Source organism: Nonomuraea sp. NPDC049625 (genome assembly GCF_040675285.1).
Classification (GTDB): Bacteria; Actinomycetota; Actinomycetes; order Streptosporangiales; family Streptosporangiaceae; genus Nonomuraea; species Nonomuraea angiospora_A.
The window spans coordinates 761,120-783,984 of the sequence record NZ_JBFAOQ010000004.1 but is presented as its reverse complement, the minus strand read 5'-3'; the positions used below and the strand labels follow the sequence as shown (position 1 = coordinate 783,984).

Below are 22,865 nucleotides of genomic sequence, written 5' to 3'. Positions count from 1 at the left end.
CTCTAGCTGATGTCCGTCGTGAGCCTGATCATCCGGATCGGACGGCCCATGTCGAGCACGCGTTCGGCCATGTCCTCGCCCCAGCCGGCCGACTCCAGGAAGCCCAGCACCGCGTAGTTGTCGGCGAACACCCAGGTGACGATCTGCCGGAAGCCGTCCTCACGCAGGTAGTCGACGGTCGCGTTGAGCAGCCGGCTGCCGTGGCCCCGGCGTACGAAATCGGGGTCGACCAGCAGCGTCAGCATCTCGGCCACCACGGTGGGATCCAGGTCGGGATCCTCGGCGGGAGCGTGTGAGGCCAGCCCCACCACGCGTTCGCCACCCCGGGGGGTGGTCAGGGCGGCGCTGCCGCCCGCGCCCAGGGCGGGGAAGCCCTCGGTGTCGAGGATGGTCTCCACCGCCACCAGCACCCGGTGCCTGGGGGTGGGCGGGGCCACGATCGCCTCGTCCCACTGGCGCAGCCACATCTTCTCGGCCGCCGCGCCTGTCATCTGCTCGAGTGGCCCCTCGGGAAGGAAATCCCGATAGCCATAGCGCCAGGCGCGGATCTGACAATTCGCAACCTGGAGCACATCCTCGCGCCGGGCCGCCCGGACGCCTACGTCTGCCATCTCGGCCCGCTCCTTCGCCTGCCGTCCATGCCACAAGGCACGAGTTACACCGTATCGGTGTTTGACCCTTGGAGACGACGCGAACCCCTCTTCGCCGCCGATCTCGCCCAGAGCTTCCTCAGCCGGTTCGAGTCGCCTCAGCCAACGCCCCGGCGAGTCGCCGCACCCCCTCGTGCAACTCGGCCAGATGGGCGGCGGCGATGTGCGTCACCCGGATCCTCGGCCCCGGCGGCTCCGACGGGTAGTACAGCCTGCCCGGACTCACCAGCGCGCCGTTCCGCCTGGCGGCTTCGACCAGCGCGTTCTCGTCGACCTCGGCGGGCAGGCGCACCCACAGGTGCATCCCGCCGATGGGCAGCAGGTGCACCTCCGCCCGTGGCATGTGGGTGGCGAGCGCCGCCGCGAGGGCGTCGCGCCTGGTCCTGATCTCGCTGTGCACGGCCGCCAGATGCCGCTGCCAGGCCGGCGACCCCACGAACTCCAGCGCCGTCTCCTGCAGCGGCCGCGCCACGAAGAACGACTCCACGAGCTGGCTGGCCCGCAGCCGGTGCGCGGCCGGCCCCCTGGCGATCACGGCCGCCACCCGCATGCTCGGCGACAGGATCTTCGTCAGCGATCTCACGTGGACGACGGTGCCGTGCTGGTCCATGGAGGCCAGGGACGCCGGCGCCTGCTCGGTCAGGTACCGCGCGAAGTCGTCCTCGACCACGAACGCCCCCGCCGCCCTGGCCACCTGCAACACCTGCTCCCTGCGCTCCACCGGCAGGGTGGCCCCCGTCGGGTTCTGCAGGGTGGGCTGGCAGAAGAAGACCCTCGCGCCCGTGACGGCGAACGCCTCGGCCAGCAGCTCAGGACGTACACCGTCCCGGTCGACGGGCACGGCCGTGGGCCGCAGCCCGGCCGCCCTGGCCGCCGCCAGCGCGCCCGGGTAGGTGGGCGTCTCGACCAGCACCGGCGTGCCCGGAGCCGCCAGCGCCCGGAACGCATGGGTGAGCGCTGCCTGCCCCCCGCTCACGATCAGCGCGTCGGCGGCGGTCACGTCGCCCCCGGTCTGCCTCGCGAACCACCTGCGCAGCTCCTGAAGCCCCGCCAGGGGCGGCATGGCCCACGCGTCCGGCCTGCGCACCGCCCGCGCCGCCGCGGCCCCCAGCTGCCTGTCCGGCCGCAGGCCCGCCGGCAGATACCCGCCGGTGAGGGGTACGACCCCTTCGGCCGCCGCCCCCAGCAGCGTCGCCACGGGCTCCTCGTCGACCACCCGGTCCCCGAGCGCCACCGTCTGCCACGAGAGATCGACCGGCTCCTGCGCGGCGGCCACCTGAGGGGTCACGAACACCCCGCTGCCGGGCCGCGCGACCACCCTGCCCTCGGCGGCCAGCTGCCCGATGGCCCTGGACACGGTGACGGGGGAGACGTTGTGCCGCCGCATGATCTCCCGGCTGGACGGCAGCCGCGCCCCGGGTCCCGCCCGGCCGGCCTCTTCGCGCAGTATCGCGGCGATCTGGGCGATACTGCTATCGTTGTCCATGAAGAGACAGAATAGCGCTACTGCTCTGATGGAGTAGCACTCCCTCCCGTTCTGGATCGCGCCGCGCAGGGCACTTCTCTGGCTTTCCTGGGCGTTCTGGCCTTCTCCGGCTCCTTCCCCGCCACCGTTTTTGCCATGGAGGGCTTCCATCCGTGGCTGGTGGCGATCGGCCGCGCAGGCGTAGCCGGATTTATCGCGCTGATTTGCCTTAAATTTGCAAAAATCCCGATAATTCCGCAAAAGCGTGATTGGCCCGCGTACGCGCTCATCTCGCTGGGTGTGGTCTTCGGCTTCCCCGTCTTCAGCGGCCTGGCCCTGGCCCTGGGCGCCAGCACGTCGCACGCCGCCGTCGTGATAGCCCTCCTCCCGGCCGCCACCGCCGCCTGCGCCGTCGTCAGGGCGGCGGAACGCCCCCGTCCGCTCTTCTGGGTGGCCTGCGCGGCGGGCGCCCTGGCCATCACGGCCTTCACCCTCACCCAGCACCAGGGCACGCCCACCTGGCCCGACCTGCTCCTGGTGGGCGCGCTGCTGTCGGCCGCGATCGGCTACACGGAGGGCGGGCGGCTGTCCAGGCGGACCCCGGGCTGGCAGGTCATCTCCCACACCCTCGTCCTCTCGCTCCCCCTCACCGTCCCCGTGACCGTGGCGCTGGCCCTCCTCACCCCCATCACGCCGACTCCCCACGCGATAGCGGGCTTCGCGTACGTGTCCCTGATCTCGATGTTCCTCGGCTTCATCCCCTGGTACGCGGGTCTGGCGCGGGGCGGCATCGCCCGGGCCGGGCAGACCCAGCTCACCCAGCCCCTCCTCACCCTGCTCTGGGCCTGGTTCCTGATGGGGGAGCGGTTCGGCCCGGCCACGGTGGCCACCGCGCTGGCCGTGCTCGTGTGCGTGGCCGTCACCCAGCGTGCCCGTACTTGAAAGGCGTGACGCCTGCACGCAGGATGGGAGAGGAGGTGTCACAACAATGGCGGACCTCACGATCCCAGAGGGCGGCTTCTGGCCCGCGCCGGAGATCCCGCAGCCCAACATCTATCCCATGGAGTGGCGGGTAGAGACCGAGAAACTCGCCGCGATCTACGAGAAGTCCAAGCGCGTGGTCTGGAACCCGGCCGACCTGCCCTGGGACGGCCTGGACCCGGACGACTTCACCCGGGAGCAGCGGCTGGGAATCATGTACTGGTTCGCGGTCCTGGCGAACTTCGACGCTTCGGGGCCGGCGGTGTTCGCCCGCGCCACGATCCAGGCCTTCGAAAAGCACGAAGAGGACCCGGTCAGGAAGTGCTTCTTCTCGATCACCCGTGACGAGATGAACCACGAGGAATGCTGCCAGCGCACCATCGCCAAACTGTGGCCCGGCGGCCCGCTCGACTGGACCCCGTCGGATGATCTCGAAAGGGCCGCCCACAACAACATCGGCTGGCTCTACCACAACGGCGGCCGCTACTGGACCGGCTACACCTCCGCCGTCGGCAAATATTCGCTGCCGGTCCTCTTCACCAGCTTCATGATGGGGGAAATGGCCGCCTCGACGCTGTTCAGAGGAATGTCGTCGGGCACGCAACATCCGGTCTTCAGCGAGATGTTCCAGCGAATAGGCAGGGACGAGTCCCGCCATCTGCAAATCTGCATGACCATTCTGGAGAACGAATGGCCGGGGCTCACCGACGAGACCCGCACCCTCATCACCCGCCAGCTCAGAGCGGGCTTCGTGTTCCTCAGCATGATTCTGTGGGAGCCGCCCGGGGGTTTCTGGGAGTTGCCGCCGTACTTCCTGCCCAACCACCGCGTTCTCATGGACCACGCCAGGCAGGCGGGCCTGGGCGTGCTGTCCTACGAGGAACAGGCGGAGAACTGGCGCGTGGCCATGGCCAGGATCCGCGCGATCGTGGAACGCTGGGGCATCGCCTTCCCCGCCATTCCCGAGCTGGACCTGGAAGGCGTAGAAGTGGACTTCATCGATCCGGAGGACATCATCCCGGTCTTCTAATATGCGTCCTATGTGGCCACGCATCGACGGACTCAGGGTTCTGGAGTTGGGCACGCCCGGCGAGTTCCGTACCCAGTTGACCGACCTTACTTTGGCGGGCGAGAAAACGGCCACGGCCGGTCTGCTGCCCCTCGACTACCACGCCGAGGGGGAGGAGGTGGAGCACGTCGGCGAGCGCCTGGTCCTTGTGGACGACGCGGGTGCGCGGGTGGCCGAGATAGAGATGACGCGGGTGGAGCTGACCCCGTTCGCGGCGGTCACCTGGGAGTTCGCCCAGGCCGAAGGCGAGGGCTTCCGCTCGGTGGAGCACTGGCGCGAGGGGCACCGCCGCTACTGGAAGAGCCAGGGGTACGAGGTGGACGACTCGACCATGGTGGTGTGCCTGTGGTTTCGCGTCGTGGCTCAGGAAGGCGGCCGGTGCTCCTCGGGCGCGACGTAACTGCCGCGGTGCGGGACGGTGAACACCCATCCCTGCTCCCGCAGCAGCGCTATGGCCCGCCGTACGGTCTCGCGGGCGGCGCCGTACTGGCGCACCAGCGTCACCTCGCGCGGCAGCGGCCGGTGCGCGGCCAGCTCGCCGGCCTTGATGCGTTTCCTGATTTCGTCGGCGATCTGCTGGTAGAGCGGAATCTGCTCGGCCCCTTCGCCGGGGGAGCTGACGAATGTGCCCTCGCCTTGGCGAGTGTGGACCAGCCCTTGGTTGCGCAGCACCCGAATCGCCCGGCGCGCCGTGGTCCGGGCCACCCGGAACTCCCGCTGGATCCCCGCCTCGCTGATCACGAGATCCCCTGGGGAGAGCTTGCCGGTTATGCGTGACTTGAGGACTTCGCTGATCTGAAGATAGAGGTACGTGTCCCCCGAGCGATCCAGCACGTCTCAATGATATACAAGCGGCCTGACAAGGGAGGGGGATTAAGAATCCCTATTCCTGGGCCACTTTTCCGGCTCATTCACAAAAGTGCCCCTATAAGGGACGGTGAACACCCATCCCTGCTCCCTGAGATGCGCGACCGCCTGCCGCACCGTCACCTTGGCTACGCCGTATTGCCGCATCATCACTTTCTCGCCGGGAATAGCCCGGTTCGGCGAGAGCTCGCCCTGGACGATACGCGTGGAGACCTCCGTGGAGATCTGCTGATACAGCGGCACCTTCCTGGGTGAGCGCGGCGTCCCCGGCCGGCCGACGAACGTCCCCTCACCCTGAATGGTGTGCGCCAGCCCCTGCTCCCGCAGTTCACGAGCCACCCGCCGGGCTGTGGTGCGGGCGATGTCGTAGTCCTTCTCGAGCGTCGCCTCGCTGGGCACCGGATCGCCGGCTTTGAGCTCACCCCGCTCGATCTGATCGCGGACCAGGTCAGCGACCTGCTTGTAGATAGGCACGGGACCTTCGCGATCTAACACGGTACGGATCGTAGACGAAACCGTACAGACCTGCACAAGGAAAACGTCTGGTGGAAGGGTGGATACGTGCTCCAAACATACGGACCCAGCATGATGCGAGAACCGACGGCTATCCGGGAAGCACTATCGGTGACTCCAGCCGCCGTGCCTCCCCGATCGCCACCCCCGGCCTTACCACCAAGCAACAGAAAACCGGCGACTTCGGATCACGCATCACGAAATCGAAGCAACTCAGCTGGGTGACGACTCGCCGGCACCGGGCATTCGCCGGCAGTGGGCACTCGCCGGCGGTAGGCACTCACGGGACGTGGGCACTCGCCGGCGGTAGGCACTCACGGGACGTGGGCACTCGCCGGCGGTAGGCACTCACGGGACGTGGGCACTCACGGGCAGTAGGCACTCACCGGACGCACGGCGACGCGCCCCGGGCGACTCGCTGGGCCAGCCGCGGCGAAGATCCCTTCCCCCGTCCACTGTCGTATAGGCGGAGATCGGTTCCCTCGCTCGCCGCCGTATGAACCCGTCCCCCGTCCCCGACATCGCTCACTGGGTCCAGTCACAAGGCGCCCCTCCTCCATGACGCCGGCAACATGCCCCCGGCGACCTCCCTCGCCTAGTAAGGCGCCGCACTTACCCAAGGACGCAGCGAGGCACAAGGCGCAGTAGGGCACAAGGCCCTGTGGGGGGCGCAGTGGGACTATCGGACGCTCTCGTGCGAGGGCCACTTTCCGGGCTCATTCACATAAGTCCCTCTATAAGGAACAGTGAACACCCAACCCTGCTCCCTGAGATGCGCGATGGCCTTCCGGACCGTGACCCTGGCAACCCCATGCCGCAGCATCAAGGTCGCATCACTCGCTATCGAACAGTTCGGCCGGAGCTTACCGCGCCTGATTTTCGCAGCGATATCATGAGCGATATCCAGATAGAGGGCCCTCTTCGCCCTTATCCGAGGAATGCCGATAGGCCCAACAAAGGTGCCTTCGCCTTGCACGGTGTGGACAAGACGACGCTCGCGCAGCTCCCGAACCACGTTGCGTGCGGTCGATCGCGCGACACCGAACCCCGCCTCCAACGCCGCCTCACTCGGCACGGCCTCGCCGGCTCGCAACCGCCCGCCGACGATCTGCTCCTGGATCTCGTCGGCAATCTGTACGTAGATCGGGACCGGCCCGTCGCGGTCGAGCATGCTCACAGCGTAGACGTCTGGATACAAGCAGGCGAGCACAGTCAGCCCTGGGGCCACGACTCCTTCGGCGACACGTAACTGCCGCGCTGCGCAACGGTGTAGATCCACCCTTGCTCCCGCAGGAGCGCCATCGCGCGCCGCACAGTCTCCCGAGCCACGTCGTACTGCTCCACCAGCGCCGACTCGCCCGGTATGGAGCGCCGAGGCAAGAAATGTCCCTCCTTGATCTGCTCGGCGATGTCCGTCGCGATCTGTTGGTATAGAGGGACTTTCCGCTGCTTACGAGGCGCTTCGTCTGGTCCGCCGACAAAGGTCCCTTCGCCCTGAACGGTGTAGATGAGCCCTTCCTCGCGAAGTACGTGCACCGCCCGCCTGGCAGTGGTCCGGGCGACGCCGAACTCCTGCTGGATGTCCGCCTCGCTCGGCACCGGGTGTCCGGACGCGAGCCCGGAGACTCGTCGCCGAAGGATCTCGGCGATCTGGAGGTAGATGTGGGTGTCCCCGTCATAGTCGAGCACGCCTGCAACTTAGACCAACAGGTGCAAGACCTCCCATATTGTGCTGTCTATATAGACAGAGCATCCCTACTTGCTAGACAAGAGGAGACGACCAGACGTACTGTTCAACCGTGCCCAAGCCCCTCGACTGGCCCTGCTGCCAGATTGCGGTCCACGTGCCGGACCCACAGCCCGATCACGCCGTCATCAAGTGGTATCCCTCGTCGCCGCGCGCCGTACGTGTGAGAGTCCGGGATTACACGTGCGCTTGTAAGCCGACGTTCTACGAGCTGTGCCAGAGCGGCGGCCAGTACTTCATCCGCAGAACTCGTCGCTTTCGTCAAAAGGTGGTGATCGAGGAAAGTCTCTGGAACACCCAGGCAAGCGTGCTGGCTATCTGGAGCAGCCTGCTGGACGGCACGGGACGGTAAGAACAACGGTTCTGTCCCGTAATCGGTGGTGGCCTGGGTGATCCATTGCAGCAGGACGCGGTGGCGCAGAAGGTCGAACCCGCCACGGCCGTGCATCTGTCACATGATGCTCTTGGTCTTGGTGTTCACACTCTCGGGCGCACCGTTGTGAAAGGGCAAGATGACGGCATCGTGGTCCTGGGCAAGGCCGCGGATGAAGGAGTGCAGGTGAGGCAGATGGGTGGCGTCAGCTGCGGGGATCCACGCATCGAGACGGTCAGCATTGCCTTCGCATGGCCGGAGCAGGTCGGCGAAACTGCGGATGAGTCCCGCCAGGTCGATCATCTCCGGGCAGGCGACGGTGAGGCCGTCCAGCAGGCTCCGGTGCTCTTCGCTGAGGGTGCCGGGCCGGGTGAGCAGCAGCCGGGCAAATCGGCGCGGGGAGATGGGAAGGCGGTCGACTTCGACGCTGCGGCCTTGGGTGAGTGTAGCGGTAGACCTTGGGTGAATGTCGCGGTAGAGAGGTGCTTACCCGTTCTGCAGGGGCGGTCCGGTCTTGGCCGCAGCAGGCGCTTTGGGCGGTGACCTCTTTCAAAACCGCCTCGCCAAAGTTGTGCCGCAGGTGCCACCGATCAGCGACCTGGATGGCATCAGGCAGTGCGCGGCGGATCGCTTCGGCGTAGGCGCCCGAGCTGTCCCGGCGCACGACCTGCACGTCGGGTGAGCGCACAGCCACGACCTGCACGTCGGGTGAGCGCACAGCCACGACCTGCACGTCGGGTGAGCGCACAGCCAGGCATCTAGGACGTCGGCGGTGTGGCGGATGGACTCCATGGTGGACGCGGCGGTGTCGTGGTCAGCGCCGACGTCGACCTGGCCGCTGCCGGAGGTCGGGTCGTAAATGCCGTACGGGATGGCCTTGCCCGTCACGCCACACTCAGCGGATAGGGCTCTCACCGCTTGCCGCGGTTCTGGCGAGGATGGACAGGTGTCCGGTTCGCGCTTAGGCCGCCGAGCGCGCGAACCGGACACCCTAGGTGATGGCACAACGCAGGTGCCATCGGGGGCGCACCTTGCGATCCCAGGCGACGCGCCTGCCCGAACGCCCGCCGAAGAGCGCCGGGCTTCGCCTGGGATCGGTGCGAGTGTCGGGCATGGTCCCGAGCCCTCCGGAGGCAAGGGACCATGCCGCTGCGAGTAATGGCCGGCTGACGTCCGTAACGGCCTACCCGCGGTATTAGATTCTCATGGCCGTCCCTTGGAAAACTGCAGTTCGGCGCTATACACAGGATGATTCCCTTTGGTGTTCGGTGGGTTCATGGTCCCTAGAGGAATTGATTTATGTAGGGATTCGCCGCCAGGCGGCATCCGTGATGATCAGGTGGTCGAGGAGCCGTAGCCCTACCGTCTCGGCGGCTCGGATGAGTTGGGCGGTGGCCTCGAGGTCGGATTGGCTCGGTTCGAGGGAGCCGGCCGGGTGGTTGTGGGCGAGGCCGAACATGGCCCCGCTCGCGGTGAGCACCTCCGTGATCACCTCCCGGATCGGCACCGCCGTGTGGTCGGACGCGCCTTCGGTCAGGATCGAATGCTTCAGCACCCTGCCACGGGTGTCGCACACCACCAGGACAAGCCGCTCCTGCTTGCGGCCCCGGAGCAGCGGGGCGCAGTGGTTGGCGAGGTCGGATGTGCTGGTGATCCGTTCGCGCTCCGGCCACGCGTCCGCACGGCGTACGAGATGGAAGGCCGCGGCGACTCGCGCGGCCTTGGCGGGGCCCACTCCGGGCACGGCGAGTAACCGATGCGGGTCCGAACGGCGGAGGCCATCGAGATCTCCGCAGTGCTTGATCACCTGGCTGGCGAGATCCAGGGCACTCGACCCGCGAAATCCCGAGCCGAGCAGCACGGCCAGCAGCTCGCGGTCCGCCAGCGCGGCGGCGCCGCTGGACATGAGCCGTTCGCGTGGCCGGTCGCTCTTGGACAGGTCTTTGACTCGCATCGGCAACCTCCGCGTCCGTTGTATCAGCGCGCACCGACAATCTCTGACCTGCGCTTTTGCCGGGAATCCAGCGTTCATCGCCGGATGGGAAAAATGTGTCAGCCTGGCGCGCGGTCGACCTCGGTGATCAAGGTGGAGGCGAGTCGCCCCGCCTGCACAGCGATCTCGTACGGTGACATCGGCCGCCCGTTCTCCGGCCACCACGTGATCGCCTGTACGAACATCCCGCCAGCTAGCGTCGCGACCAGGCCGCTCGACGTGGGGAGCGGGACCAGGCGCTGGGCGACCATGTTCGAGAGCGAGGACCGCTTCTTCGCCGCGAACCACGGGCCGCCTTTTTTGCCGAACAATGCGCCGCACAAAGGCTGATGTTCGGCGACATATTCAAAGAACGCGGCCCAGTGTTCGATCGAGGGCCGCTCGCCGTCATCGCCCATACTGCCCAGCAGCGCCGCAATGGCCTCGTCGAAGATTTGCTCCACGAGGTGGTATTTGCCGCGATAATTCCGATAAAAAGCGACACGGCTCGCCATCGCTCGCTCGGTGATCTCGCCTACGGTGGGGCGTTTGAACCCGCGTTCCCCGATGAGATCGACCAGCGCGTCCCGTAGCAGCGGGCACCGATGCCCCGACTACGTCACTGTCACCCCAGCGAGGCCTCCGCCATGGATCGGTCTCACCTTGGTCGGCGCCGCCCAGCCCCCCGTCGCCGTGGGCGCATCGCAGCGCCGTACGCCTGCGGTTCGCTGCTCGTCGGCGACGGTGTGGGCGGCCTCCGGCTCCAACTTGGCCAGGACACGGGCGCCAAGGTCACTGCCGGCGCCGTAAACGCGCAGTGCCGCCGCAATCTCGGCGCCGCCCTGAGTGACGATGCGGCTCGCGCCAGGCCCGGACGAGGACTTCGATGCGATCCTCAACGCTTTCGGCGGTTCGCTGGGTGCGTACCGTTGTCACTTGCTCCCGCGCGGAGGCCGGAGCGTGACCAGGCCTACGGACGGGATGAGGTTCGAGCTGCCGACGGACCCGGCGTGTGCGCCCGCTCCCACCGTGCTCGCAGAATTCGTAGATCAGGGCAAATACGCCCGATTGCGGACCAGATTGACCCGCTGGCGAGCCTTGAGGAGGCTCACCGCGCCATCGGAACCGGCCTGTCCGTCCGAAAGGAGGGTGATATCCGCAATGCCCGGGCTGAGGGGCTCCGGGCGAGAAGGGGCTTCGCCCGGAGACGCCCGCGTCCGAGAGCTCAGACGGGCATGCTGTACGTGACTCTGAACCGGTCGCCTGGAACGACGATGTCGCTCGTCTCGACGGGACGGTCACCTGCCCAGTGGGTGCGCTCGATGTGCAGCACGTGGACGCCAGCCGCCAGATCGAGCGCGTCACTCTCCGCGGGGCGCGGAACCCGGGTGTGCACGCTCTCGACGACTTCAGTGATCTTTATGCCGTGCGCGTACATCCTGGCGACCAGGCTCCGCCGCTCCTCCTCGGAGTGGGGGGTGAACTCCAGCGGCTCGTACGACGTGGCGAGCTGCAGCGGTCTGCCCTCGCCGCGAAAGATGTAGTGAGTTCTGGTCAGCGTGGTCGACTCGCTGAGGCGCAGGCGTTTGGCGATGTCGGGCCCCGCTTCGGTTGGTTCGCTGTGCCAGTCCCATGTCACGCGTCTGCCCTGTGACTGTAGATCGGCCGCGAACGGGGCGGGGTGATCGAGAAAGCGCCATCGGTAGAGCGGGGTGAGGTCGGGGCGTTCCCTGACGTAATGGCCCGAGCCCACGCGGCCGATGATGAGGCCTTCACCTGCGAGCACGCGTAGCGCGTGCCGGGCGGCGGTCTCTCCGACCTGATATTTACGGGTCAGCTGCGCTCGTGATGGGATCGGCGCGCCGGGGGGAAGGGTGCCGTCGGTGATCTGCCGCCGAATGTCTTCGACGACACGCAGGTAGACCGGATCTGAGGTGGCCACTAGTCCATCCCTGGGGGTTCGTGTGAGGCGTTGCCCCATGTTGCCGTATTCGGCAGGTAACCGACCGTCATCGATGGTCGTTGGAGCCCCAACTTTGCGATGGCAGAAAATTATCGGAGAAACCCTGTAACGCCGGTGTAAGAGGGGCCGATTCTCCGATAGAGGTCGTCGATGTGTGTACCCCCGAGCACATATCGGCGACCTCTTCCAATTCGCGTACTTGGGGCTGCAGCAGCGCCCTGACCAGTGGTTTGACCTGGCCGAACGCGGCTGCTGGCCCGGTCCCTTGGACGCATCCGCACCGTCCGGCGTCTGCGATGGGCGCAGACCTCGGAAGTCCGGTGAGTGCGCTGCCCCTTGAGCGGTCCTGATCAGTGAGGCTCCTGGTCGCACGTTACCTCGTGAGACCCGCGATGGGCGCGGGATTTCGAAACGAGCGGGGCCTGCACTGTCGCTCGGGTACGCAGTCGTTTGAGTCCGGCGGTGGATGCGGCCTTGGAGCTGCGGTGGCTGCGTTGCGTGCGTGAAACGGCCTGGCCGGTCGGCGGCTGAGTCCGCTGGAGGGCTCTCTTGTGAGGCATGCGATGGGCGGGCTGTCGAGGTCCACGGTGGCCGCGATGCCTCTCAAGGCAGCCTTGCCAGTGAGGTGGAGCCTGGTCGGCGCGTTGCTGTGCGAGGCTTGCGGTCAACGTGAGTTTTGGAGGCGGGATGGCCGCGTTGCCTGGGTTGAGGCGGCCTGGCCGGCCACGATGCTTTACAGAGGCCTGATAGCGGCGTGGTCTTTGAGAGCGGGTGGATGCGTCGCCTTTCGGGACGTGCACTGACCCTTCACCTTGCAGGCGTGCCACGGGCGCCTTGCCGTTCGAGCCGTGCAGTGGACTGCAGTTTTTCGACCGGCTGCGTGCGATGGGTGCGCTGCATCGAGGCGCGCGACGGATGCACTGCTGTTCGCTGCGGTGCGATGGGGCGCACTGTTGTACCGCGCATTGCCATCCACGTCAGTGCGCGTGGCGACCAACCATCAGGTGCAAGTGGTCTTCTGATATCGCCGCCGAGTGGCCGTACCTCACTGGGCCACTTTTCCCTAAGTTGGTGGCACTGACTCCGACATCAATCACTCTCCAGGACATATCCCGCACTGCCGCGCCAAGCCACAGCAGGCCTGTGCTCCTCGGAGATGTCCAAGCATGAGGAAGCTCCATGATCGACATAGGCAAGCTCCTTCCATCCGACCGGGATGTCTGGGAGGACTTGTTCCGCGCGTACATCGACTTCTATCAGCGTGTCGAACCGGACAAGATGTACGACCGCGCATGGCAGGAGTTCCAGGCGGACACCCGTCTGCACGCCTTCGGCGCGAGGCTGGACGGCAGGCTCGTCGGCATCACACACTTCTTCACCCACGCGAACACCTCGGCGCCTGACACCGATGTCTGCTACCTGCAGGACCTGTTCACCGCTCCAGAAGCCCGAGGCAGAGGCGTGGCTCGCGCGCTGATCGAGGCTGTGACCGCCTGGGCCCGGGAGCGCGGCTGCTCCCGCGTGTACTGGAACACGCATGAGTCCAACGCGACAGCACGCCGCTTGTACGAGAAGGTGGCTGAGAATCGAGGTTTCATCAGATACCAGATCGAACTGTCCTAGTAGAAGCCTTGCAACATGACCGGGGCAACCGAGCGCAGCCGGGCTCACCTTTGGAAGCTGGGCGAGCGTAACGGCCGCCGCACTCCTCAGGGGTGGCCGCCAGGGCAGGAAAGTCGCTCGCACCTTCCACCTGCGGCTTCCCTCCGGACGAGGGGCGTGGGCGGACGGGGGATACGCGTCGGGATCACCGAAGCCGGCGGCCGCTCAGCCAGCTGGGTACTGCGGACCCAACGTTCACCTGCCCGCCGCGGCCTGGTGTGGCTTCGGCCGTCGGATACGGCACGCTATGCGGCCTGACAGGTGCTCTGGCCGCGGTGGGAAGGTCGAGTACCCGGTGCTGCTGTCGGCTGCGGCGGCGGGGTGCGGAACGCTATACGGCCTGACGGGCGCCTTGGCCGCGCTGGGGAGGTCGGGTAGCCGTCGCTCTTCTACGACGCCACGCCCATGACCAGGCCAAACTCGTACACCGCTCTCGTGGACGCAAACCGGATGCGGCGCACTATGCGATCCGACGGGTGTTTCGGCTGCCGCGGCAAGATCGAGTAGCCGGCGCTGCTGTCGGCTATGGCGGTGGGATCGGCACGCTATGCGGCCCGATGGGTGTTTCGGTTGCAGTGGGAAGATCCGGTAAGCCGTACTGATTTCGGCGGCGACGGTCAGACGTAGCGCTCTTTGCGGCCTGACGGGTGCTTTGGATACTGCGGTCAGGTCCGGCGCTCCGCCTGGCCGCCAGACGGGCGTGCTGGCCAGGCATGGTGCCCCGCCTGGCGGGTGTGGTGGGCAGGTGTGGTGTGGAGCGTGGCCTGCTGGGTGCGTCGCTGTGGACCAGTGGACGGGCTCCGATGTCAGGTGAGATGGTTGTCGTCGTCAGGGAAGCCTCTGAGATGCCCGCGAAAGGGGGCAAAAAGCGGCTCCAGGCAGGCAAAGCGGGGTGGCGGCGTCCAATGGATTTCTGAATCCAGGTAGCGTTCGCACTATGGCATCGCCAACTGGAACCACAGACGCGCCCTTCGGCCGCATGCTGACCGCCATGGTCACGCCGTTCACTCCTGACGGCGAGGTCGATTATGTGGCTGTGCGACGTCTTGCCGCTTACCTGGTGGACGAGCAGCGCAACGACGGCTTGATCGTCAACGGGACGACCGGTGAGTCGCCCACCACGTCGGACGAGGAGAAGCAGCGCATCGTCAGCGCCGTCCTCGAGGCGGTCGGCGATCGCGCGACTGTGGTCGCAGGGGCGGGCACCAACGACACCCGCCACAGTGTCGAGCTCGCGAAGCAGGCGGCACGTGCGGGCGCGCACGGTCTGCTGGTGGTGACGCCTTACTACAACAAGCCCCCTCAAGAGGGGCTGTACCAGCACTTCACCGCCGTCGCCGACGCGACCGACCTTCCGGTGATGTTGTACGACATTCCGGGGCGCAGTGGCGTGCCGATCAAGACCGAAACTCTGCTGAGGCTGGCGCAGCACGAACGCATCGTGGCCGTCAAGGACGCCAAGGGTGATCTGTTCGCCGCCAGCCAGGTGATGAGCGCGACCGAGCTGGCCTTCTACTCCGGCGACGACCTGCTCAACCTGGCCTGGCTCTCCCTGGGGGCGGCCGGGTTCGTCAGCGTCGTCGGGCATGTAGTGGGCGCCGAGCTGGCGCGCATGATCCACCTGCACAAGAACGGTGAGGTCTCCCAGGCCCTGGCCGTACACAGCCAGGTGACCCCCGTGGTAGACGGGATCATGCTGCGCGCCGGTGGCGCGATCATGGCAAAGGCGGCACTGAGCATGGTCGGCGTACCGGTGGGTTCGGTACGACTGCCGCTCGTGGACGCGACAGAGACGCAAATCGCCGAGCTGCGTGCTTGCCTGGTAGCCGGCGGGGTGAAGTTGACAGACGCATAGGAACGGGGAGGAACCGGGAGTTTTGAGAACACGAACTGACCGTGGGGGCCAGGCATGAGCCATCCGCATCCTGAGCTTGGTCCCCCGCCGGTGCTGCCTGACGGCGGCTTGCGCATCGTCGCGCTCGGCGGGTTGGGGGAGATCGGCCGGAACATGGCCGTCTTCGAATATGACGGCCGTCTGCTGATCGTCGACTGCGGGGTGCTCTTCCCCGAGCCCGATCAGCCGGGTGTCGACCTCATCCTGCCTGACTTCGAATACATCAGAGACCGGCTCGACGACGTCGAAGCCGTGGTGCTCACGCACGCTCACGAAGACCACATCGGGGCGGTGCCGTATCTGCTGCGCGAGCGGCGCGATATCCCGCTCATCGGATCGAGGCTCACGCTTGCCCTGATCGAGGCCAAGCTCACCGAGCACAGGATCCAACCGACCAAGCTCGAGGTCGTCGAGGGCGAACGGCACGTTTTCGGGCCGTTCGACTGCGAGTTCCTCGCGGTCAACCACTCGATCCCCGACGCACTGGCCGTCGCCATCAGGACGCCTGCGGGCATAGTCCTGCACACCGGCGACTTCCGCATGGACCAGCTGCCGAGCGACGGCCGCCTCACCGACCTCGGCGGTTTCGCCAGGCTCGGCACCGAGGGCGTCGACCTGCTGATGTCCGACTCCACCAACGCCGAAGTGCCAGGGTTCGTCACCAGCGAGCGCGAGATCGGGCCGGTCATCGACGAGGTGATCCGCACCTCCGAACAGCGGGTCATCGTGGCCAGCTTCGCCTCGCACGTGCACCGCATTCAGCAGGTGATGGACGCCGCCGCCAAGCACCGCCGCAAGGTGGCCCTGGTCGGACGTTCGATGGTGCGCAATATGGGCGTGGCCCGCGACCTGGGATATCTCAAGGTGCCGCCGGAGCTGATCGTCGACTCGCGCGACATCGAGGAGTGGCCGCCGCAGGACGTGGTGCTCATCTGCACCGGCTCTCAAGGCGAGCCCATGGCCGCGCTGTCCAGGATGGCCAACCGCGATCATCCGATCCGCATCGCCGAGGGTGACACCGTACTCCTGGCCTCGTCGCTGGTTCCGGGGAACGAGACCGCGGTCAACAAGGTCATCAACGGACTGACCAGGTGGGGCGCTCGCGTCGTGCACAAGGGCAACGCCAAGGTGCACGTCTCCGGCCACGCGGCCGCCGGCGAGCTCCTGTACGTGCTCAACCTGACCCGCCCGTCGAACTTCATGCCCGTTCACGGTGAGTGGCGTCATTTGCGTGCGCACGCCAAGCTGGCCGCTCTCACGGGCGTGCCCGACGACCACATCGTGATCGCCGAGGACGGCGTCGTGGTGGACCTGGTCGACGGCCGAGCGAAGATCGTCGGTGCGGTTCACGCCGGGTACGTCTACGTCGACGGCTCGTCGGTGGGCGAGATCACCGACACCTCGCTGAAGGACCGCAGGATTCTCGGCGACGAGGGGTTCATCTCGGTGGTCGTCGTGGTCGACTCCAACACGGGCAAGCTCACCGCCGGCCCCGAGATCCACGCGCGTGGTTCCGGCATCGACCCTGCCCAGTTCGAGGAGTTCATCCCGCAGATCGAGCGAGCCCTCGCGGAGAAGGCCGCAGACGGGGTGGTCGACATGCAGGAGATCCGACGGGTGGTCCGCCGCACGGTGGGACGCTGGGTAAGCGACACCTACCGCCGCCGCCCCATGATCATCCCTGTGATCCTCGAGGTCTGAGCTTTCCCACGGTACGGCAGACGCGTTCGTCTGCCGTACCCCCGGGGGAGCAGGCGTGGGACGGGCATCCGACCACATCGCCTGCTCCTTCGGGAGGCCGACCGAAGGCCAGGCGATTCGCTGCCTTCGCCCCTCCGGGCTAGCGGCACTACCGGCCCGGACGATGCGGTGCTGCTGCCTCTTCGGGGCACTGGCGGTCTGCGGGTTCCAGCGACCTTTCCCTTCGACGTGGGTGCTGGTTGTTACGGGTGTTTGGTGGTCTCGTCCTTCGAGGTGGGTGCTGGTCGTTACCGGTGTTTGGCGGTCTTGTCCTGCGGGGCGGGGCCCGGTCATCACTGATGCTTGGTGCTCTCGCCCTCCAGGGTGGATGCCGGGCATCTGAGGTGCTTGGTGGTCTCGCCTTCCGGAACGGCCTCAAAGGCCCCAGTGTGGACGTCTCAGGCGTCCCTCCGGCCTACCAGCCTCAGGGCCACTGCCAACGGGCACGCTGCGTACGCGACCAGCACTGCGGCGGCCGCTACGGGAGACAGGAGGGAGCCGTATACCGATGTGGTGATCAGCTCACCCGTGATCTCGCGGGGAAGTGCGCCGATCATCACAGAGCCGAGGCGTTCACTCCATGGCTCCGGGATGTTGCCGATGATTATGGGGATCACGTAGACGAGGCCGGCCAAGGTGGCGATCGAGGCGGCGGTCGAACGGAAGAGCGCGCCCAAGCCCAAGCCGAGCAGCGCGAACGTAGGCACTGTGAGGCTGATGGCAGTGAGGAGTGGCAGTCGGTCCATGAAGGCGTCGGTGTACGCGCCGGAGAAGCGGTCGCCTATCACCCATCGGGTGACGAAGTAGGTGCCGAAGACCGTCACCAAGCCGATGATCAGGCCCAGCGTGCCGACGATGGCGGATTTGGCGACGAGGACGGGCCAACGACGCGGGACGATGGTCAAGCTCGTTCTGATCAAGCCGGTCACGTATTCGGAAGTGATGGCAAGCGTGCCCAGGATGCCCATGCACAGTTGGGGCACGATCACGATCACCTCCTCCAGATCCGCGATCCGAGCGCCAGGTCGCCGGGCGGCGGGGGCGGTGTCGTACATGTCGGCGGCCATCGTGGCGAGTGCGAACCCCAAGACAACCGTGCCTAGGCTGAGGCCGAGAATCAGGTGCGTGGAGCGGAGGGAACGTACCTTCAGCCATTCCGAGGTGAGAACGCTCATGCTTTCGTCCGCTCCGAGCTGAGGATGCCGATGCGGGTACCCATTCTTCGGATGAGTGCGGTCATGTGGGGTTGGTCCGTTCGTGAGGGAGATGCTCCGTTAGCCTGTTCCTGAGGCAGGAGCGTTCGTGTGGCCTTGCGTTCCAGAGCCATTGCTGTGGTGTGGGAACGTTCGGTCAGGTGATGGTGAGGAAGCTCGTGCGGCCGTCGTCATAGCGCTTACTGAAGAACTTTGAGCGAGAGCGTGCCGCAGCTCCGCCGGGAAACGCTTATGCAAGTGGCTCTTCCTGCTGCTGGGAGATGCTCATACGAGCGTCCCTTCGTAGGGCGAAAGCGTGCTCGTCCGCGTTGTTGCCGCGGTTGGGGGCGTTCATGGTCGTTGGTTCTTGGTACGGGGATGCTCGAACGCTCGTGCGTCCTTCGGGCGAGAGCGTTCGTTTCACTGGCTGCTCATTTGGCGAGAGCGGGCTTTGGTGTCCTGCTCCAGTGCTTAGAGTGGGCTTCGCCGTTCGCGCGCCAGCGGTGAGGGCGGCTTCGCGGCCCGCGCTTCCGTGGTGAGAGTGCGTCTGCGGTTGCTCGATCGTGGCGTAGGGGATGCTCGTGTCACTTCTGGCGCCGGATGCTCCTACGGGTATTTCGGTTCGCGTTGGAGCGCGCCTGCATGGGCGCTCGTTTCGGGGCTGATGGTGCTCTGTCGGGGCTGGTCTCGTTTGTGTGGTGACGTCTGTGGTGTTCGTTCTGGAAAGGGAGGGAGGATTCAGACGTCTCTGCGGTTGAGTTGGTAGTAGCCGATGGCGAGGGCGACGAGGGGATAGGCGAGGAGGGCGGCAAGTGCGGCCCAGGGAGGCAGAAGACCGTCGCCCAAGCGCGAGGAGAGGCGCTGGTCGGCTATTTGGGGGACGAGATTCGGTAGGAGGAGCGTGGCCACGCGGGTGTTCCAGGGTGGGGGCAAGTAGTTGACGACACCTGGGAGCACGAACAGCAATGCCACGATCGAGACGATTGCTCCCGCTGTTGAGCGGATCGCGGTGCCGAGGCCGAGGCCTACCAGTGCCAGGGCGGTCACCGACAGGCCGGAAGCGAGCAGCATGGGCAGGTCGTCGGTGATCGAGGTGTTGTTGAAGCCCAGCTCGTGACCGCTCGCTATCAAGCGGCTCGCCGAATAGGTGACCAGGAGCACCGCGTTCGCGGCTGTCAACGTGGCCAGGCCGACGATGCCGGCCTTGGCCAGAAGTAATGTGCCGCGTTTCGGGACGGCGATCAGACTGGTGCTGATCGTCCCCGTGGTGTACTCGGAAGTGATCGCGAGCACGCCCAGCACCGCCAGACTGATCTGGACGAGCGGAAGGAAACCCTGCTCTGGGGCCGCTGCCCGCAGCTCGCCCCGCTCGTCGGCCAGGCCGCTCACATAGAGGGTCCAGGCCACGCCCAGGAGCGCTGTGAGGGCCGCCGTACCCAGCGTCTGGTAGGTGGAGGTCACTGAGCGCAGCTTCAGCCATTCGGCGGAGAAGACCGCTTTCATCGGGACGCTCCGTACTGCACGCTTCCGGCGGTCAGGGCCATGTAGGCGTCTTCTAGCGAGGGGTAGCGCGCTGTCAGCTCCGCGACGGTGGCCTCGGCGATCAGCCTGCCGCGGCCCACGATGATGATGCGCTCGGCGGTGAGGGCCATCTCGCTCATCAGATGGCTGGAGAGCAGGATCGTGCGACCTTCGGCGGCCAGAGAACGCATGAGGTCGCGGATCCAGCGCACACCATCTGGATCCAGGCCGTTCACTGGCTCGTCGAACATCAACACGGCCGGATCGCCGAGCAGCGCCGACGCTATTCCGAGCCGCTGTTTCATGCCGAGTGAGAACCCGCCCACCCGTTTTCGGGCCACGCCTGCCAGGCCGACCTGGTCGAGCACCTCGGCCACTCGTGTAGGGCCGATGTCATTGGTGCGGGCCAGGGACAGCAGGTGGTTGTAGGCGCTGCGACCGCCGTGGACAGCACTGGCATCGAGGAGGGCGCCCACCTCGTGCATCGGCTTGGCGATCGACGTGTATCGGCGCCCGTTGACCAGTGCCTGGCCGGAGGTCGGGGCGTCGAGGCCGAGGATCAGACGCATCGTGGTGGACTTGCCCGCGCCGTTGGGGCCGAGGAAGCCGGTCACGTGGCCCGGCTCGACCCTGAACGACAGGTCGTCCACGGCGAGGGTGCCGCCGTAGCGCTTCGTGAGGTGCTGGAGTTCGATCACGCGGTAAAGGATGCGGGACGGCGGGCCGCCCGCGCGTCGGACCACGGTTCGAATCTCAAGGTCAGACCCTGGGTTGACGTGAGGAGACCGCCGCAGCGGCTACCGTTCAACGCGTGGACGACACCCATCCCTTCTTCGCCAGGCGATTGAGCCGTGGCCAGCTGATCATGCTCGATCTGGCGGCGGGGATGTGCTTTGCCCTTGTCTCTTTCACGGTGGCGGTGAACGCCACCGCGCTGCCGCCCTGGATGAGGATCGCCATCCCCTTCTGGCTGGGGCTGCCGCTGGGGCTGCGAAGACTGTGGCCCCTGCCCGTCTTCTGCTTCACGCTTGTGGTCGCCGTCTTCGCCGCGCTGGTCGACGCCGTGGGGTTCGCCTACCTCGCGCCTGCGTACGCGCTTTATATAGTCGCCCTCTCCGACAGGTTCGGAGCCGTGGTCCCGACGTCGGCCATCGGCGGGTTGAGCCTGGTCACGGTCCTTGGCCTGGCTCTAGCGGGTGCGCCGCGTGACACCGCTCCGGGATGGCTGTTGCATCTCGACCAGCCACTCATGGGGATCGCAGCGCTGGGCGGCGCTTGGACGGTCGGCCGGGCCGTGCAGGAGCGCCGGCTCTACGCGGCCCGCGACGCTGAGCGGTTGGCGGCGCAGGCGGTGACGGAGGAGCGTTTACGGATCGCTCGCGAGCTGCACGATGTGGTCACACACAGCGTGGGATTGATCGCCGTCAAGGCCGGCGTGGCCAATCACGTGATGGCGACCAAGCCGGACGAGGCGCATGACGCGCTGCGTGTGATCGAGACGGCCAGCCGGAGCGCGCTGGTTGAGATGCGCTATTTGCTCGGTGTGCTTCGCTCTTCATCCAAGCCCGACCTTGTCCCCGCGCCTGGTCTGGCGGGGATCGAAGGGCTGGTGGCGCAGGCTCGGCTGGCCGGGGTCGAGGTCAGGCTCGAGGTACGGATCGGGAATGGCGATGGACGCGGAGAAGGGGAGCCCGGCAGGCGAGGGCGGATGCCTGAGGGCGTGGGGCTGTCGGTTTATCGCATCGTGCAGGAAGCGCTGACGAATGTCATCAAGTATGCCGCGCGCGCTCGCTGCAGGGTGTCCGTGGTCGCCGATGGCAAGAAAGTACGGATCGAGGTGGTGGATGACGGGACTGGCAGTCGTACGTCGTCTGCTGCCGGCACCGGGCATGGTCTGATCGGGATGCGGGAGCGGGTCATGATGTACGGCGGGACGTTTGAAGCCGGGCGCCTTTCTGGCCGAGGGTTTCGTGTTTTCGCCGAACTGCCTTATGAGGAGGTCTTGTGATCCGGGTCGTTATCGCCGACGATCAGGCGTTGCTCAGGGGAAGTTTTCGCGTGCTTGTGGACTCCGAGCCAGATCTGGCTGTTGTCGGTGAGGCGGCCACTGGGGTGGAGGCTGTTACTGTCGCTTTGGAACAGCGGCCGGATGTCGTGCTTATGGATGTTCGAATGCCCGAAATGGATGGGATCGAGGCCGCTCGGCGTCTCCGGGATGTTTCCCGAGTGCTTGTCGTGACGATGTTCGACCTCGATTCTTATGTCTATGATGCACTGAGGGCTGGGGCTAGCGGATTCCTGCTTAAGGACACGCCGCCTGCGGATCTACTCGCCGCTATCCGCGTGGTCGCGAGTGGGGAAGCTTTGTTGGCGCCTACGGTTACGCGCAGGCTGATTGAGGAGTTCACGCGTACACCGGTTCTGCCTCGGGTGAAGGGGTTGGACGGGGTTACGGAGCGGGAGCGCGAGGTTCTGATGTTGATCGCGCGCGGCTTGTCCAATGGGGAGATCGCGGAATATCTTCAGGTGAGCTTGGCTACGGTAAAGACTCATATCACTCGGTTGCTGGCCAAGCTGGAGGCTCGGGATCGAGCACAGCTTGTTATCGCGGCATATGAGAGTGGGCTCGTTTCCGCTGCGGGCTAAATTCGCGCGCGCCGGCGCCGAGTCACGGAGCTGATGTTGGAGCTGTCGGCGCTTGCTAGGGCGATATTGGCGACCTTGTTTGAGGAATTGGCCGAGGTCTTGATGGCCAGGGTCTCGGGTGACGTCATAGCGAGATGCGGCGTGGTGGTGAGATGCCGCGGTGGTGAAGTGCGGCGTGGTGACGGGATGCCGGGCGGTGGTGAAGTGCGGCGTGGTGGCGGGATGCGGCGCGGTGGGCGCGGTGGGCGCGGTGGTGAGGTGCCGGGCGGTGATGAGATGCCGCGGTGGTGAGGTGCGGCGTGGTGGTGGGATGCCCGGTGGTGGGATGCGGCGCGGTGGTGAGGTGCCGAGCGGTGATGAGGTGCCGAGCGGTGATGAGGTGCCGGGCGGGGGTGGGATGCGGCGCGGTGATGAGATGCCGCGGTGGTGAGATGCCGCGGTGGTGAGATGCCGCGGTGGTGAGATGCCGGGCGGTGATGAGATGCCGGGCGGGGGTGGGATGCGGCGCGGTGGTGAGGTGCCGGGCGGTGGTGAGGCTTTTCATCTTGGGTCTATTTGAGGCAGTTGCTGGTCCTCAGCTGAGGTGCAGCTTCGACTCGAGTCGTGCGT

23 protein-coding genes and 2 pseudogenes are annotated in these 22,865 nt (G+C 66.4%); 9 read left to right on the top strand and 16 right to left on the bottom strand.

Going from position 1 to position 22,865, the window contains the following annotated elements:
• Positions 1–2: 2 nt before the first annotated feature.
• Positions 3–611, bottom strand: coding sequence for a GNAT family N-acetyltransferase (locus AB0J87_RS21965; protein ID WP_192790985.1), 609 nt, complete (start codon positions 609–611; stop codon positions 3–5).
• Positions 612–729: 118 nt separating this feature from the next.
• Positions 730–2,136 carry a PLP-dependent aminotransferase family protein gene (locus AB0J87_RS21960; protein ID WP_363967687.1) on the bottom strand — a complete coding sequence of 469 codons (1,407 nt, stop codon included), beginning with the start codon at positions 2,134–2,136 and terminating at the stop codon, positions 730–732.
• Between the two features lie 51 nt (positions 2,137–2,187).
• Here AB0J87_RS21960 and AB0J87_RS21955 point away from each other — a divergent pair, with 51 nt between their 5' ends.
• Genes AB0J87_RS21955 through AB0J87_RS21945 form a run of 3 tightly spaced genes read left to right on the top strand, consistent with a single transcriptional unit; the run spans position 2,188 to position 4,565 of the window.
• Complete coding sequence (locus tag AB0J87_RS21955) at positions 2,188–3,057, top strand: DMT family transporter (RefSeq protein WP_363967873.1); 870 nt, start codon at positions 2,188–2,190, stop codon at positions 3,055–3,057.
• 46 nt (positions 3,058–3,103) lie between these two features.
• The gene (locus tag AB0J87_RS21950) at positions 3,104–4,126 is read left to right on the top strand and encodes a hypothetical protein (RefSeq protein WP_350724671.1); all 1,023 of its coding nucleotides are present in this window, start codon (positions 3,104–3,106) and stop codon (positions 4,124–4,126) included.
• 10 nt (positions 4,127–4,136) lie between these two features.
• Positions 4,137–4,565, top strand: a complete 429-nt coding sequence (locus tag AB0J87_RS21945; protein ID WP_363967684.1) for an ASCH domain-containing protein — start codon at positions 4,137–4,139, stop codon at positions 4,563–4,565.
• Here AB0J87_RS21945 and AB0J87_RS21940 read toward each other — a convergent pair.
• From AB0J87_RS21940 to AB0J87_RS21925, 4 genes are all read right to left on the bottom strand, one after another.
• Positions 4,529–4,999, bottom strand: coding sequence for a GntR family transcriptional regulator (locus AB0J87_RS21940; protein WP_363967682.1), 471 nt, complete (start codon positions 4,997–4,999; stop codon positions 4,529–4,531). The genes AB0J87_RS21945 and AB0J87_RS21940 overlap by 37 nt on opposite strands.
• A gap of 39 nt (positions 5,000–5,038) precedes the next feature.
• Positions 5,039–5,527 (bottom strand): GntR family transcriptional regulator, encoded by a 489-nt coding sequence (locus AB0J87_RS21935; RefSeq protein ID WP_350724676.1) that lies wholly within the window; start codon positions 5,525–5,527, stop codon positions 5,039–5,041.
• A gap of 697 nt (positions 5,528–6,224) precedes the next feature.
• Positions 6,225–6,716: a winged helix-turn-helix domain-containing protein gene (locus AB0J87_RS21930; protein ID WP_363967680.1), complete on the bottom strand. Its 492-nt coding sequence runs from the start codon at positions 6,714–6,716 to the stop codon at positions 6,225–6,227.
• A gap of 41 nt (positions 6,717–6,757) precedes the next feature.
• Positions 6,758–7,234 (bottom strand): GntR family transcriptional regulator, encoded by a 477-nt coding sequence (locus AB0J87_RS21925; protein ID WP_350724680.1) that lies wholly within the window; start codon positions 7,232–7,234, stop codon positions 6,758–6,760.
• 110 nt (positions 7,235–7,344) lie between these two features.
• Here AB0J87_RS21925 and AB0J87_RS21920 point away from each other — a divergent pair, with 110 nt between their 5' ends.
• Complete coding sequence (locus AB0J87_RS21920; RefSeq protein WP_363967678.1) at positions 7,345–7,644, top strand: hypothetical protein; 300 nt, start codon at positions 7,345–7,347, stop codon at positions 7,642–7,644.
• 99 nt (positions 7,645–7,743) lie between these two features.
• Here AB0J87_RS21920 and AB0J87_RS21915 read toward each other — a convergent pair whose 3' ends face one another.
• The 6 genes and pseudogenes from AB0J87_RS21915 to AB0J87_RS21890 form a co-directional block, all read right to left on the bottom strand.
• Complete coding sequence (locus AB0J87_RS21915) at positions 7,744–7,968, bottom strand: hypothetical protein (RefSeq protein ID WP_363967887.1); 225 nt, start codon at positions 7,966–7,968, stop codon at positions 7,744–7,746.
• A gap of 250 nt (positions 7,969–8,218) precedes the next feature.
• Positions 8,219–8,338, bottom strand: a pseudogene (locus AB0J87_RS21910) (transposase); the annotation flags it as partial.
• 101 nt (positions 8,339–8,439) lie between these two features.
• Positions 8,440–8,547, bottom strand: a pseudogene (locus AB0J87_RS21905) (hypothetical protein); the annotation flags it as partial.
• A 415-nt stretch (positions 8,548–8,962) separates the two neighbouring features.
• On the bottom strand, positions 8,963–9,619 hold the full coding sequence (radC, locus tag AB0J87_RS21900; RefSeq protein ID WP_363967676.1) for a DNA repair protein RadC: 657 nt from the start codon (positions 9,617–9,619) through the stop codon (positions 8,963–8,965).
• A gap of 98 nt (positions 9,620–9,717) precedes the next feature.
• The gene (locus tag AB0J87_RS21895) at positions 9,718–10,218 is read right to left on the bottom strand and encodes a TetR/AcrR family transcriptional regulator (RefSeq protein WP_363967871.1); all 501 of its coding nucleotides are present in this window, start codon (positions 10,216–10,218) and stop codon (positions 9,718–9,720) included.
• 644 nt (positions 10,219–10,862) lie between these two features.
• On the bottom strand, positions 10,863–11,579 hold the full coding sequence (locus AB0J87_RS21890; RefSeq protein WP_363967674.1) for a GntR family transcriptional regulator: 717 nt from the start codon (positions 11,577–11,579) through the stop codon (positions 10,863–10,865).
• Between the two features lie 1,200 nt (positions 11,580–12,779).
• Between AB0J87_RS21890 and AB0J87_RS21885 the strand changes: the two genes are divergently transcribed.
• The 3 genes from AB0J87_RS21885 (at position 12,780) to AB0J87_RS21875 (ending at position 16,857) form a co-directional block, all read left to right on the top strand.
• Positions 12,780–13,223 carry a GNAT family N-acetyltransferase gene (locus AB0J87_RS21885; protein WP_363967672.1) on the top strand — a complete coding sequence of 148 codons (444 nt, stop codon included), beginning with the start codon at positions 12,780–12,782 and terminating at the stop codon, positions 13,221–13,223.
• Between the two features lie 976 nt (positions 13,224–14,199).
• Positions 14,200–15,117 carry a 4-hydroxy-tetrahydrodipicolinate synthase gene (gene dapA / locus AB0J87_RS21880; RefSeq protein ID WP_363967670.1) on the top strand — a complete coding sequence of 306 codons (918 nt, stop codon included), beginning with the start codon at positions 14,200–14,202 and terminating at the stop codon, positions 15,115–15,117.
• Positions 15,118–15,171: 54 nt separating this feature from the next.
• Complete coding sequence (locus AB0J87_RS21875; protein WP_363967668.1) at positions 15,172–16,857, top strand: ribonuclease J; 1,686 nt, start codon at positions 15,172–15,174, stop codon at positions 16,855–16,857.
• A 437-nt stretch (positions 16,858–17,294) separates the two neighbouring features.
• Here the strand turns inward: AB0J87_RS21875 and AB0J87_RS21870 are convergent, their stop codons facing one another.
• The 3 genes from AB0J87_RS21870 to AB0J87_RS21860 all read right to left on the bottom strand — a co-directional run bounded on the left by AB0J87_RS21870 (position 17,295) and on the right by AB0J87_RS21860 (position 20,308).
• A complete protein-coding gene (locus AB0J87_RS21870; RefSeq protein WP_363967666.1) occupies positions 17,295–18,071 on the bottom strand; it encodes an ABC transporter permease subunit in 777 nt (258 codons plus the stop codon).
• A gap of 756 nt (positions 18,072–18,827) precedes the next feature.
• The gene (locus AB0J87_RS21865; protein ID WP_363967664.1) at positions 18,828–19,592 is read right to left on the bottom strand and encodes an ABC transporter permease subunit; all 765 of its coding nucleotides are present in this window, start codon (positions 19,590–19,592) and stop codon (positions 18,828–18,830) included.
• The gene (locus AB0J87_RS21860) at positions 19,589–20,308 is read right to left on the bottom strand and encodes an ATP-binding cassette domain-containing protein (protein ID WP_350724700.1); all 720 of its coding nucleotides are present in this window, start codon (positions 20,306–20,308) and stop codon (positions 19,589–19,591) included. The genes AB0J87_RS21865 and AB0J87_RS21860 overlap by 4 nt, the downstream gene beginning before the upstream one ends.
• A gap of 113 nt (positions 20,309–20,421) precedes the next feature.
• Here AB0J87_RS21860 and AB0J87_RS21855 point away from each other — a divergent pair, with 113 nt between their 5' ends.
• Positions 20,422–21,618, top strand: coding sequence for a histidine kinase (locus AB0J87_RS21855; RefSeq protein WP_363967662.1), 1,197 nt, complete (start codon positions 20,422–20,424; stop codon positions 21,616–21,618).
• Positions 21,615–22,256, top strand: a complete 642-nt coding sequence (locus AB0J87_RS21850) for a response regulator transcription factor (RefSeq protein WP_350724704.1) — start codon at positions 21,615–21,617, stop codon at positions 22,254–22,256. Before AB0J87_RS21855 ends, AB0J87_RS21850 begins: the two co-directional genes overlap by 4 nt.
• Before the next feature lie 124 nt (positions 22,257–22,380).
• Here AB0J87_RS21850 and AB0J87_RS21845 read toward each other — a convergent pair whose 3' ends face one another.
• Positions 22,381–22,800 (bottom strand): hypothetical protein, encoded by a 420-nt coding sequence (locus AB0J87_RS21845; protein ID WP_363967660.1) that lies wholly within the window; start codon positions 22,798–22,800, stop codon positions 22,381–22,383.
• Between the last annotated feature and the right edge of the window lie 65 nt (positions 22,801–22,865).